The sequence below is a fragment of the Cereibacter johrii genome, assembly GCF_001720585.1.
Lineage (GTDB): Bacteria > Pseudomonadota > Alphaproteobacteria > Rhodobacterales > Rhodobacteraceae > Cereibacter_A > Cereibacter_A johrii.
The window spans coordinates 1-12,490 of record NZ_MABH01000161.1; the positions used below are offsets into that span (position 1 = coordinate 1).

11 protein-coding genes and 1 other RNA gene are annotated in these 12,490 nt (G+C 68.9%); 9 read left to right on the top strand and 3 right to left on the bottom strand.

Annotated elements, in window-relative coordinates:
* On the bottom strand, nt 1-1,214 hold a 1,214-nt coding region (locus A9O63_RS14275), incomplete at its 3' end, for a DNA polymerase III subunit gamma/tau (RefSeq protein ID WP_069332543.1).
* A gap of 411 nt (nt 1,215-1,625) precedes the next feature.
* Between A9O63_RS14275 and A9O63_RS14280 the strand changes: the two genes are divergently transcribed.
* The 7 genes from A9O63_RS14280 (at nt 1,626) to A9O63_RS14310 (ending at nt 8,272) form a co-directional block, all read left to right on the top strand.
* On the top strand, nt 1,626-2,543 hold the full coding sequence (locus tag A9O63_RS14280; RefSeq protein WP_069332544.1) for a LysR family transcriptional regulator: 918 nt from the start codon (nt 1,626-1,628) through the stop codon (nt 2,541-2,543).
* Between the two features lie 95 nt (nt 2,544-2,638).
* Nucleotides 2,639-3,637: a threonine ammonia-lyase gene (locus A9O63_RS14285; RefSeq protein ID WP_069332545.1), complete on the top strand. Its 999-nt coding sequence runs from the start codon at nt 2,639-2,641 to the stop codon at nt 3,635-3,637.
* 14 nt (nt 3,638-3,651) lie between these two features.
* On the top strand, nt 3,652-4,719 hold the full coding sequence (locus A9O63_RS14290; protein ID WP_084295925.1) for a DUF4392 domain-containing protein: 1,068 nt from the start codon (nt 3,652-3,654) through the stop codon (nt 4,717-4,719).
* 8 nt (nt 4,720-4,727) lie between these two features.
* The gene (locus A9O63_RS14295) at nt 4,728-5,201 is read left to right on the top strand and encodes a RidA family protein (protein ID WP_069332546.1); all 474 of its coding nucleotides are present in this window, start codon (nt 4,728-4,730) and stop codon (nt 5,199-5,201) included.
* 76 nt (nt 5,202-5,277) lie between these two features.
* Nucleotides 5,278-6,330, top strand: a complete 1,053-nt coding sequence (locus A9O63_RS14300; RefSeq protein ID WP_069332547.1) for a TRAP transporter substrate-binding protein — start codon at nt 5,278-5,280, stop codon at nt 6,328-6,330.
* A 59-nt stretch (nt 6,331-6,389) separates the two neighbouring features.
* On the top strand, nt 6,390-6,995 hold the full coding sequence (locus A9O63_RS14305; RefSeq protein WP_084295929.1) for a TRAP transporter small permease: 606 nt from the start codon (nt 6,390-6,392) through the stop codon (nt 6,993-6,995).
* Nucleotides 6,992-8,272 (top strand): TRAP transporter large permease, encoded by a 1,281-nt coding sequence (locus A9O63_RS14310; RefSeq protein ID WP_069332549.1) that lies wholly within the window; start codon nt 6,992-6,994, stop codon nt 8,270-8,272. Before A9O63_RS14305 ends, A9O63_RS14310 begins: the two co-directional genes overlap by 4 nt.
* A 393-nt stretch (nt 8,273-8,665) precedes the next feature.
* Here A9O63_RS14310 and ffs read toward each other — a convergent pair.
* Together ffs and A9O63_RS14320 are read right to left on the bottom strand one after the other, a co-directional pair.
* An RNA gene (gene ffs / locus A9O63_RS14315) (signal recognition particle sRNA small type) lies at nt 8,666-8,764 on the bottom strand.
* Between the two features lie 72 nt (nt 8,765-8,836).
* A complete protein-coding gene (locus tag A9O63_RS14320; protein WP_069332550.1) occupies nt 8,837-10,729 on the bottom strand; it encodes a bifunctional 2',3'-cyclic-nucleotide 2'-phosphodiesterase/3'-nucleotidase in 1,893 nt (630 codons plus the stop codon).
* A gap of 227 nt (nt 10,730-10,956) precedes the next feature.
* Between A9O63_RS14320 and nudC the strand changes: the two genes are divergently transcribed.
* The gene (nudC, locus tag A9O63_RS14325; protein ID WP_069332551.1) at nt 10,957-11,910 is read left to right on the top strand and encodes an NAD(+) diphosphatase; all 954 of its coding nucleotides are present in this window, start codon (nt 10,957-10,959) and stop codon (nt 11,908-11,910) included.
* A 36-nt stretch (nt 11,911-11,946) separates the two neighbouring features.
* Complete coding sequence (locus A9O63_RS14330; protein WP_069332552.1) at nt 11,947-12,453, top strand: SRPBCC family protein; 507 nt, start codon at nt 11,947-11,949, stop codon at nt 12,451-12,453.
* Nucleotides 12,454-12,490 lie beyond the last annotated feature (37 nt).

Below are 12,490 nucleotides of genomic sequence, written 5' to 3' on the forward strand. Positions count from 1 at the left end.
GCCTGCGTGCCAGCCTGCGCGCCGCCGCCCGGGCCCGGGCCGGGCCGCGGCTCGGACTGGAGCCTGCGGATCAGCGCCTCGGGATCGGGCAGATCGGCCACATGGGTCAGGCGGATCACCGCCATCTCGGCCGCCATCATGGCGTTCGGCGCCAGCGAGACCTCCTCGATGGCCTTGAGCAGCATCTGCCACATGCGGGTCAGCACCCGCATCGGCAACCGCTCCGCCATCTCGAGCCCGCGCGTGCGTTCGTCGGGCGGCGTGGTCGGATCCTCGGCCGCCTCGGGGCTGATCTTGATGATCGAGATCCAGTGCGTGATCTCGGCCAGATCGCGCAGCACGGCCATCGGATCGGCCCCGTCGGCATACTGGCCGGACAGTTCGGCCAGCGCGGCGGCGGCCTCGCCCTTCATCACCAGATCGAAGAGATCGAGCACCCGGCCGCGGTCGGCCAGCCCCAGCATCGCGCGCACCTGATCGGCGGTGGTCTCGCCTGCCCCATGCGCAATGGCCTGATCCATCAGGCTCATCGCGTCGCGCACCGAGCCTTCGGCCGCGCGGGTGATGAGCGCCAGCGCATCGCGGGTGAGCTCTGCGCCCTCCTTCCCGGCCACGCGGGCGAGATGGGCCATCATCACCTCGGGCTCGATCCGCTTCAGGTCGAACCGCTGGCAGCGCGACAGCACCGTGACCGGCACCTTGCGGATCTCGGTTGTGGCGAAAATGAATTTCACATGGGCGGGAGGCTCCTCGAGCGTCTTGAGCAGCGCGTTGAACGCGCTGGTCGAGAGCATGTGGACCTCGTCGATGATGTAGATCTTGTAGCGCGCCGAGGCGGCCCGGTAGTGGACCGAGTCGATGATCTCGCGGATGTCGCCCACCCCGGTGCGCGAGGCGGCGTCCATCTCCATCACATCGACATGGCGGCCTTCGGCGATGGCGCGGCAGGGCTCGCACTGGCCGCAGGGCTCGGTCGTGGGGCCGCCGGTGCCGTCCGGGCCCACGCAGTTCAGCCCCTTGGCGATGATCCGCGCCGTGGTCGTCTTGCCCACGCCCCGCACGCCCGTCATCACGAAGGCATGGGCGATCCGGTCGGCCGCGAAAGCGTTCTTCAGCGTGCGCACCATCGAATCCTGACCGATCAGGTCGGCGAAGGTCTGCGGGCGGTATTTGCGGGCAAGGACCTGATAGCCTTGCTCGGGTGTGTCGGACATCGGGCCTCGGCGGATTCGGGGTCAGCCCCGAGATTAGGGCGGGGGAGGAGCGGCGTCCACCCGAAGGGGCAGGCGAGGGGCGTGAGGAAGCCCGAGCCTTGGGGGCAATGTCTGTTTCAGATGGAGCGTGTCCTCCCGATATTCGGGCGGATCCCCGACGGCTGATCCCTGACGGGGGCGATTCATGCGCCGGCGCGGGATGTGTCTCGAGATCGATGATGCACTGGATCGTGAAATGGCTCCCCGTTGCGAATGAGAGTAGAGCATCTTGGGATTGGCCCCGCTGGCAGTTCCGGATGGCCTGTCGAATTGCCGTGCGGGAACGGGCATGTCATGTCCACCCGAGGCCCTGCGGCAGCGGCGCTCTGCTGGCCCGCCCGGGCTATGCCCGGAGCACAGGATGATGCACGCATGACGAATCTGAAATCTCTCGAGGTCTTCTTCTGGGTGGCGAAGCTCAGAAGTTTCTCGGTGGCGGCCGAGAAGCTCAACATGACCCAGCCCACCGTCTCGCAGAGGATCTCGGCGCTGGAGGAAGGGTTCGGTCAGCAGCTCATCAACCGCAAGTCGAAGCCCATCTCGCTGACCGATTCAGGTCTGCTTCTCCTGCGTCACTGCGAGGTGATCCTGCGGCAGGTCGCGGCGATGAACGATGCCATGGGCGTGCGCGAGCGCGAGGCACGCACGATCCGGCTCGGGGTGTCGGAGACCATTGCCCAAGCCTGGCTCACCCAGTTCCTCAAGGCGGTGCGCCGGGTCCGGCCGAACCTGGAATTCGAGATCCAGGTCGATGTGACGAGCTCGCTCGAGGCGACGCTTCTGGACGGAGAACTGGATCTCGCCTTCATGCTGGGACCGATGGCGCTGAACGATTTCGCCTGTCTGCCGCTCGGGGCCTATCCGCTGCAGTTCTACGGGCTGAGCCATCTCGTCCCCTCGGGGCGTCTCAGGAACGATGATTTTCTGAGCATTCCGATCCTGACCTATCCAAAGCGCGCCTATCCCTACGGGGCATTGAGAGAGGCGATCATGCGCCTCACGGGCGAGCCGCCGAAGTTCGTCACATCGACCTCGCTCGCCACGATCCGGCGGATGGTGCTGGATGGCATGGGGGTGGCCCTCGTGGCGCAGGACATGATCCAGACCGATGGAAGCGCGCCGGGACTGGTGCGGCTGGAATCGCCTATCTCCTTGGATCCGCTGTCATTCTATGCCTTTCACCGGATTGGCGAACCGAGCCGGCTTCTCGAGGATCTCTGCCGCCTCGCTCAACGGGTCGCCGCTCGGGAAGTGCCGCTGCCGCCACCCCTCCCGGACGGCGATCATTGAATTATCGAATACACTTCCATCCAAAATTATAATTTTACTTGATAGTCCATGCTGTGGATCGGTTGGGGCAGGTGTTCTTCAGGAGACTGTCCCCCGTGGCGAATTCAGCCCCTCACTTTGAACCGACTGCGACCGAGATCGCGCAAGCGCGTGCCCGCATCGCAGCCTATGCCATCCGGACCCCCATCCTAGAGAGCGAGGAGCTCAACCGCCTCACCGGTGCCCGTGTCCTCATCAAGCCCGAGACCCTGCAGCGCGCAGGCGCCTTCAAGTTCCGCGGCGCGATCAACCGTGCGCTGCAGCTGAGCGAGGCCGAGAAGGCGGGTGGTCTGGTGGCCTGGTCTTCCGGCAACCACGGGCTGGCGCTGTCCTATGTCGCTAGGGAACTGGGCATCAAGGCCACGATCCTGATGCCGCAGGAGGCTCCGCGCGCCAAGGTCGAGGGGGTGCGTGCGAACGGCGCGACCGTGCGCCTTTACGACAAGACCCGGGAAGTGCGCGAGGAGATCGGGGCGCAGATTGCGGCCGAGACCGGCGCAGTGATCGTGCCGCCCTACGACGACCCCTTCGTCATCACCGGCCAGTCCACGCTCGGGGCCGAGTTCGCCGAGCAGGCCGAGCAGATGGGCGCGCCGCTCGAGGTGGCGCTGTTCTGCTGCTCGGGCGGGGGGCTCGTCTCGGGTGCGGCGACCGGCGTGCATGCGATCACGGCAGGCACCGCGATCTACAGCGTGGAGCCCGAGGGATTCGACGGCATGGCCCTGTCGCTGGCGGCCGGCGCCCCGACGCGCGCCCCGGCCACGGGCACCTCGATCTGTGACGCACTGATGGTGCCGGTGCCGGGGGTCCACAACTTCCCGATCTGCAAGGAGCATCTGGCCGGCGGGCTCGCCGTGTCGGATGAGGAGGTGATCGACGCGATCCGCTTCGCCTACCGGCAGCTGAAGCTGGTGGTCGAGCCAGGCGGCGCTGCGGCGCTGGCGGCGATCCTGTCCGGCAAGATCGACATCAAGGGCAAGACCGCAGGCGTCGTGCTGTCGGGCGGCAATGTCGACCCTGAGAAATTCGCCGCCTACATCGCCCAACCCAAGTGAACGGACCGAAGACGATGCTCGATTTCCAAAGCAGCAAGGGCGCGCTCATCGCCAAGACGATCGAGGACTTCATGACGCTGGACCTGACCGGCGTCGGCCTGATCGGCAAGATCTATGCGGCGCTGCAGTCGCGCCAGCCGGGGCCGGCCTGCATGATGGGCGCCCGGATCCTGACGGATGCGGTGCGCGCGCAGAAAGGCCCGGTCGTGATCGCCACCGGTTTTCCCGAAGGCGCGGGCGTGCCCGAGACCGACGGCCCGGTGGGCGCGGCGCTCATCGCCCGGGCGCTCTTCATGGGCCTCGGCGTCGAGAGCGTCATCCTCGTCGACGAGGACTGGGAAGAGATGATGGTCGGCACCTGCCGGGGCGCGGGCCTCGCGCCGCTGCCGTTCCCGGAAGACGGCGTGATCCGGCCGGTCGAATTCATCCGCCCCGTCTACATCCGCACCGTCCCCAAGGAGGACGCCGGCTGCAGGGCGATCACCGAGGCGCTCCTCGAGGTGACGCGGCCCTCGGCCGTGATCTCGATCGAGCGTCCCGGCATGAACGACCACGGCCTCTACAACGGCCTGGGCGGGCGCCCGCTGGACGGGATGGTCGCCGATCTCGACCAGTTCTTCGCCTCGGCCAAGGCGCGCAAGATCCCCTATGTGGCCATCGGCGACGGCGGCAACGAGATGGGCATGGGCGTGATCGCCGAGGATCTGCGCCGCTTCTCGCCCAAGGCGAAGGACAGCGGCATCCCGGGCCGCGGCGGCGTTGCCGCAGTCATGGCCGCCGATCACCTGATCGTGTCGAATGTCTCGAACTGGGGCGCGACCGGTCTGATCGCCGCGCTGTCCGCGCTTCTGGAAAAGCCCAGTGTCTTCCACGATGCGGCTCTCGAGGTCCGCTGCATCGAGCAATGCGTGAGCTTCGGTGGCGTTGACGGGATGTTCATGGCACCCGAACCGGCGGTGGACGGCATCTCGGCCGCGGAATGGGCCGGCCTGATCGACGCGCTGCGCAACACGCTCGATCGCCTGAACGGCCGCGTGATCGGCTGGAAGGGCGACAGCGGCGACTGGCGCCAGCAGAAGTGAGCGCGGCCATGGGAAAGATCGATATCCGCATGGCGGAGCTCGGGATCGAGCTCCCGCCGATCAACCCGTCGCAGGGCAATTACCTGCCCTATCGACGGACCGGCAACCTCGTCTTCATCGCGGGCCAGGGGCCGCGGCGCGCGGGCGAGCTGATCTGGAAGGGCATCGTCGGCGACGACCTGACGCTTGAGGACGCGCAGGAGGCCGCCCGCATGTGTGCGCTGAACCTTCTCGCCCAGCTTCGTGCGGCCTGCGACGGCGATCTGGACCGCGTTACCGGCGTCATCCGGCTGGCCGGCCTCGTGCGGTGCACGGTGGACTTCGAACTTCAGGCCAAGGTATTGAATGCGGCCTCGGACCTGATCTGCGATGTCTTCGGCCCCGCGGGAGCGCATGCGCGCATCGCCTCGGGCACCCATGCGCTGCCCTCCGGCATGGCAGTGGAAATCGAGGCGATCTTCGAGATCGCCGCGACCGCCTGACGGCACGAGCCCGCGCCGGGCGGCCCGTCTGCCCGGTGCCACAACCACGAAACATCCGCCAACAGAGAGACCCGATATGACGAATTTCACCTTTGCCGCCACCATGGCCGCCTCGGTCGCCCTCGCCGCGCCCCTCTCGGCCCAAGACCTCGCTGCGCAGAATTTCAAGGTCATCGGCATCGCCTCGACCATCCCGGTCGCGATCTACGACGAGAAGCCGTTCTGGACCGAGACCTTGCCCGAAGCGTCGGGCGGCAAGCTCACCGCGGACCTCACCTCGATCGAGCAGATGGGGCTCGACGACCAGTCCATGCTGCGGATGATGCGTCTCGGCGTGATGGATTTCGCAGGCATGGACATCACCAAGATGGCCGGTGACGACCCGCGCTTCGAGGCCTGCGACCTTGCCGGCACCGCGCCCACGGCCGCCCTCGCGCGCGAGGCCTGCGCTGCCTACAAGGATGTTCTGAACGAGCGGATGGAGACCAACTGGAACACGAAGCTCCTCGCCATCGGCGCCTCGACGCCACAGGTGGTCTGGTGCCGGGGCGATGTGGCGTCCATCGACGATCTGAAGGGCAAGAAGGTCCGGGTGTTCAACAACACGCTGCGCGACTTCATCTCGGGCGTCGGGGCGACCTCCGTCTCGATCGCCTTCTCCGAGGTGGTGCCCGCCTTGAACAACGGGGTGGTGGATTGCGCCGTCACCGGCTCGCTGTCGGGCAATACCGCCGGCTGGCCCGAGGTGACGGACAGCGTCTTCATGCTGCCGCTCGGCTGGTCCTTCAACGTCGTGGCCGTCAACAAGGGGCGCTGGGAGGCGCTGCCCGCCGAAACGCGGACCTTCCTCGAAGAGCAGTTCGCGGCCTACGAGGACAAGATGTGGGCCACGCTGGACGAGGGGATCACCCAGGCCGAGCTGTGCAACACCGGCGCCGACGGCTGCGAACTGGGCCGGCCGACGCCGGTCAAGCTGAACCAGCCGAGCGAGGCCGACCTCGCCCGCGCCGCCGAGATCGTCAGGGAGAATGTGCTGCCGGGCTGGGCCGCGCGCTGCGGCGCGGACTGCGTGGAGGACTGGAACGCCCGCATCGGGGCGGTGATCGGCCAGGAAATCGCGCCGAACTGAGTGGCAGGCGGGGGCTCTGCCCCCGCCCTTCGCACCGTTTCGGCCAGCCTGGAGGAAACATGGACAGATTGTTGCGCTGGAACAGGATCGCCGCGCGATCCGGTCTCTGGCTGGGCGGCGCGGTCATGACCGCCGCGGCGCTGCTGATCGGCTTCGACATCCTGCTGCGTGTGGGGTTCAATCGTGCCATCGACGGGGCCGACGAGTTGTCGCGCTTCGCGCTCGCGACGGCGACGACCTGGTCGCTGGCCGGAGCCCTGCTCGAACGCGCCCATATCCGCGTGGATACGGCCTATGTGCGCTTCCCGCGCCCGGCGCAGATCATGGCCGACATGGTGGGTCTCCTGGCCTTCCTCGGCTGCTTCGGCCACGTCTTCGCCTTCGGGCTGGAGCTGGTGATCCAGTCGGCTCATGCCGGCGCCCGCTCGGCCTCGGCGCTGCAGATCCCGATGATCTATCCCCAGACGCTCTGGCTCTGCGGGCTGGCGCTGCTTCTGGTCTGCGGGCTCGTGCTGCTGCTCGCCTGCGCGCGGCTGCTGATCGCCCGCCGCTTCGCCGAGGTGCACGACCTCATCGGCATCAAGTCCGCCGAGGAAGAGGTGGCCGAGGAACTCTCCCACACTCCGGCCGCAACGGCCCCAGACCGGCAGGAGACCGCATCGTGATCGCAACCACTCTCGGCAGCCTGCTCGCGCTGCTGTTCGTAGGCATTCCCGTTGCCGCGACGCTGATCCTCGTGGCGCTGATCCTGTCGGGCACCTTCTCATTCCTGCCGCTGCATTATGCCATCGGCGAGATCGCCTGGACGGTCTCGAACAACTTCCTGCTGATCGCGATTCCGCTCTTCGTGCTGCTGGGCGAGATCCTGCTGCGGTCCGGGCTCGCCTCGCGCATGTATTCGGCGCTGGTTCTGTGGATGCCGTGGCTGCCCGGCGGGCTCATGCATTCCAACATCGCCGCCTGCACCATGTTCGCGGCCACCTCGGGCTCGTCCGTGGCGACGGCTGCAACCATCGGCACCGTCGCGCTGCAGGAGATTGACAAGAATTCCTACAACGAGCGCCTCTTCCTCGGCTCGATCGCGGCGGGCGGCACGCTGGGCATCCTGATCCCGCCCTCGGTCAACCTGATCCTCTACGGCGTGCTGACCGAGACTTCGATCCCGCAACTCTACCTTGCGGGTCTGATCCCCGGCCTCTTGCTCGCCGGGCTCTTCATGGTCCTGATCGGCCTCGTCTGCCTCGTGAAGCCCGAATGGGGCGGCACCCGTCAGAGCGCCACCTGGTCGCAGCGCCTGAGGGCACTTCCCGACCTGCTGCCGCCCCTGGTGATCTTCGTCTCTGTCATCGGCTCGATCTACGCGGGCTGGGCCACGGCGACCGAGGCCGCAGCCCTTGGCGTCCTGGCCGCGCTGGTCATCGCCGCGGTCTACCGCTGCCTGTCCGTGCGGGTGGTGGTCGAGGCCTTCGAGGGCGCGATGAAGACGACCGCGATGATCATGGCGGTGATGATCGGCGCCTATTTCCTCAACCTGATCTTCGGGGCCATCGGGCTTCCGCAGGCGGTGAGCGGCTGGATCGGCTCGTTGAACCTGAGCCCCCTCGGGCTCTTCGCGCTGGTGGTGGTCTTCTACTTCATCCTCGGGATGTTCATGGAGACGCTGTCGATGATGGTGGCGAGCGTGCCGATCATCGCGCCCATCATGGTGCAGGCCGGCTTCGATCCGGTCTGGTGCGGGATCGTCATCGTCCTGCTGATGGAGATCGCCCTGATCACGCCCCCTGTCGGCCTGAACCTCTTCGTGGTTCAGAGCGTGCGCCGGCGCGGCTATGTCGAGGATGTGATCGTCGGCGCGCTGCCCTTCATGCTGGTGATGCTTGCCTTCGTGGGCATCCTCTACCTCTGGCCGCAGATCGCCCTGTTCCTGCCGAACTGGCGGTAGGGATAGACCTTGCGATCAAGACGCCAGACCCCGCAGGCCGAAAGGGCTGCGGGGTCTGGCGTCTTTCGAGCCAGGCGCCGCTTGCGTCTTGGCGGAGGTCGAGAGGGTCGGGCGCTGCCCGTGCTTCGCGGGCATCGTCCAGAATCGCGTGGAAGCCCTTCGGGACGGCGAGCGCCCTCCGCTCGCGGTCCTTCTTGTCGCCTGGCAGGGCGGCCATCAGCTCGATCTTGCCGAAAAGGGCTCGAAGCTCCTCGGAGCCGTGAGGGTGCGCGTCACTTCCGCGCACCATCGGGACGTTCGTGATGGTCAGCCACGGCCCGTTTGGCGCAGTTCTTGGGACACATCTCCTTGCAGAACAAGGGTTCCCAGCGCGATCAGCGGCTTGAGGGGGGAAGGTGAGAGGCTGGACATCGACCCAGACGGGGCTCGTTACGGCTGCTTCCTTCCGGACCTGACCGGGTTGGCGAGGCGCCTGCCCGCGCCAACCTCTCGCGGCCGATATAGGCCGGGCCGGGGGCATTTGCAAGCGCCCCGCGGCCGCAGGCAGGGCATCCCGCGCGGCCGTCAGAGGGTCAGGCGGAAGCGCGAGAACCCCGCGGGCGACGAAGGGAGCCGGGTCAGCTCGAGGAAGGGCGGCGGCTCGGCCGGCGCAGGGGCCGTCTCGAAGACCGCCGTGGTGCCGGGCATCGGCCGGAAGCGCCAGAAGCGGGGCACCTCGGGGGCGAGCGGCGAGGTCCGGGCGATGTGGCGGCTCAGGATGTCGCGGATCGGTTCGGTGCCGATCCAGGTCGGCAACGGGCCGAACTGCCGGCTGCAACTGGCGGCGCGGTAACTGTTGGTGGCCACCGCAAAGGGTTGCGCCGGGTCCAGCGGCCGGTCCTGCCAGCGCAGGTCCAGAATGCGCCGGGCCTCGGCTCGGACGATCCGGCCGTGGGCGTCGTAGCGCGCCGGCCGGGCAAGGTCGATCGAGAAGGTCAGTCCCTGGATCGGGTCGAAGCCATAGCTCGGCATCTCGGGATCGAGGAGCGGCTGGTCGCTGCGCCCGGGCGCGATCCGGGCAAAGAGGCTCGCGGCCCGTTCGAGCCATTCCGCGATCTGCGCGCCCGTCAGCCGGACGGCAGCGATGAGGTTCGGGTAGATATAGAGATCGACCGCATGGCGCAGCGCCAGCGGCCCTGCCGGCACGTCGCTGTAATGGGCAGGCCCGGCGCGGCCCCCCGCCTTGAAGGGCGCCGCCGCCGACAGGATCGGCAGGCCCTCGAGCGGGCTTCCCGCAATGTGCTCTGCCAGATGGGCCGCCTGCGCCTCGGCCACGAGCGACAGCGAGGCCGTGGGCGCCACAAGGGCGAAGTGGCTCGCGATCCGCACCGTCGAGTGACCGATGGGGCGGCGGATGTGGCGGAGGGTCTCGGCATGGGCGGGCGCGGCGATCGCGGTGAGCTTCGGGCAGGCCTGCACGGGGTTTCCCGCGCGCCGCACCGGGCGGGCCTCGACCCGCGCCTCCGTCACGCGCCAGCCCTGGGCGCCTTGGGCCAGCAGGAGATCGATCACCCCCAGATGCGAACCGCGGGCGCCGGCCATCACGGCGGGCTTGCCCGCGAGCCGCCCGAGCGTGGCATCGGCTCCGGGCCGCGGCGGGAAGCCCGGCGCCGGGAAGACGAGGTGGCTGTGGCCCGTCACCACCGCGTCGATCCCTTCGAGCGCCGCCACGGGCAGCGCCGCATCCTCCTGTTCGGGCTGGGCCTCGGCGGCGCCGATCCCCGAATGGCAGAGCGCCACAACGAGATCGCAGCCCTTGGCCCGAAGTGCCGCCAGATGGCCCGCCGCCGCCTCGGCGATGTCGCGCACCTGCAGCCGGTCGCCCAGAACGGCGCGGTTCCACACCGGCACCTGCGGCGGCAGGAGGCCCAGAACCCCGATCCGCAGACGGTGCGGCCGCCCCGCCTCGTCGATCATCTCGCGCTCGAGGATCGCCGCCGGAGGCAGGAGCGTCCGGTCTGCGGCAGGCTCGGATCCGAGCGTCAGCACCGCATTGCTCGAGACGACGGGCCAGGTCGCATCCGCGAGCGCGCGTTCGAGATGATCCAGACCATAGTCGAAGTCGTGGTTGCCGACCGTCGCCGCATCGTAACCGAGCGCGGTCATGGCCTCGATCAGCGGATGGACCCCTTCGGCCGCCCGCTGCGCCCAGAGGTCGCCCATCGGCGTGCCCTGCAGCAGATCGCCATTGTCGAAGAGCAGCGTGTTCGCGGCTTCGGCGCGCGCCTCGGCGATGAGGGTCGCGGTGGTGGCGAGGCCCACCCCCGGCGCCGGCCGGTCGGCATGATAGTCGTAGGGCAGGATCTCGGCATGAAGGTCCGTCGTGGCGAGCAGGCGCAGTCGGAGCCGGGCAGAGCCTGCAGGCGGCTCCGCCGAGGCCTGCGGCCGCCCCTCGCCGTGATCGTCCTCTCGTCTCATGCCCCCGGACTTCCTTCCTCGGCGCGGCCCTGCCCGGCATTCCTTCGCCCGCCGCCGCTTGCGGGCCTGCGGGAGGGGGATCGCCGGCGCCGAGGCTAGGCCGCGCGGCCGGGATGTTCCAGCCCCTTGGCCGTGGCATCTTCGCCGTCCGACCCTTGGCCCCTGCCGCGCGGCATGGCATGACGGCGCGGGGCGGCCGGACCGCCGGGTCTGGAGGAGCGGCGGGCATGCGGATCGCGGAGACAGTGACCTTCGGAGGGTCGGGGCTCGACCGGGCCGGCCGGCTCAGGGGCGATGCCGCGGGTCTCGCGCGGCTTCTGGAGGGCGAGTGCATCCTGCCGATCTGGCGCGGCCGTCCGCTCTGCGCCGAGGAAGGCGCGCTCGGCTGGCTTCCGCCCGATCATCCCGTGCTGGCCGGGGCCGAGGAGCCGATCTTTCTCGGGCTCGACGGCGAAGCGCCCCGCTTCGCGGCCGATATCTCGCACTGGTCGCCCGAGGCCGGCGCCGAGGCGGCGCAGGGCGGGTTCTTCGATCCGGCGTTCCAGTCCCATCCCGCCCTGCCGGGCGCGCCGGGCTTCGGCGACCTGCGCGGCCTGATGCTCGCGCTCTCGCCGCGCGAGGCGGAGCTGGCCGCCACCGCCAAGGCGCTCGTGCAGTGGCACCGCAGCCATCGTTTCTGCTCGACCTGCGGCGCGCCGTCGGCCCCGTCCGAGGGCGGCTGGCACCGCCACTGCACCGCCTGCGGCGCGCAGCATTTCCCCCGCACCGATCCCGTGGTCATCATGCTCGTGACCCATGGCAACCGTGCGCTGGTCGGCCGGTCGCCCGGCTGGCCCGAGGGGGTCTACTCCTGCCTTGCGGGCTTTGTCGAACCCGGCGAGACGATCGAGGCCGCCGTGCGCCGCGAGGTGATGGAGGAGGCGGGCGTGACCGTGGGCCCCGTGCGCTATCTGGCGAGCCAGCCCTGGCCCTTCCCGGCCTCGCTCATGATCGGCTGCCACGGGATCGCCCTCACCGACGCCATCACGCTCGATCCGCTGGAGCTCGAGGATGCGCGCTGGATCACGCGCGAGGAGATGGTGACGGTGATGGCGGGGGATCATCCCCAGGGCCGGCCTGCGCGCAAAGGGGCCATCCCGCACTTCCTGATCTCCAACTGGCTTGCGGACCGTCTGGATTGACGCGAAAAGCCCGCGGGACGCGGAAGGGGAGAGACCATGCGACTGAGCACCAGCCAGGATGTCGAGGCGCCGATCCGGTTCGTCTGGAGGCAGCTGTCGGACTTCGGCAACTGGGAGCGCGCGGCCTCCCAGCGCGGCGTGACGGTGCGGAGGCTCGACGGGACGCCCCACGAGGGCCCCGGCATGGGCTGGCTCGTCCGCTTCGACTATCACGGCCGGATGCGGGATGTGGAGATGCACTTCGTGGGCATGGAGCCGGACCAGAGGCTGCTGATGCAGGCCACCGGCCATTCGCTGCGGGCGGACCTGACGCTCGAGTTCCTCGAGCTCGCCCCGCGCCGGACGCGCGTCACCGTCACCTCGGACGTGAAGGCGCTGACGCTGCCCTCGCGCGTGTTCCTTCAGTCGCTGCGGCTGGCGCAGGGCACGCTTCAGGAGAAATACGACGCCCGCATCAAGGGCTTCGCGGCCGAGATCGGCCGGCGCTGGCAGGCCCGCCGCAAGGCTGCCGCGGCTGCGGCCGCGAAGGGGCCGCAGGCCTGAGACCGGGCCCGAGCCCGAGCCCGAGACTGTGCCCGAG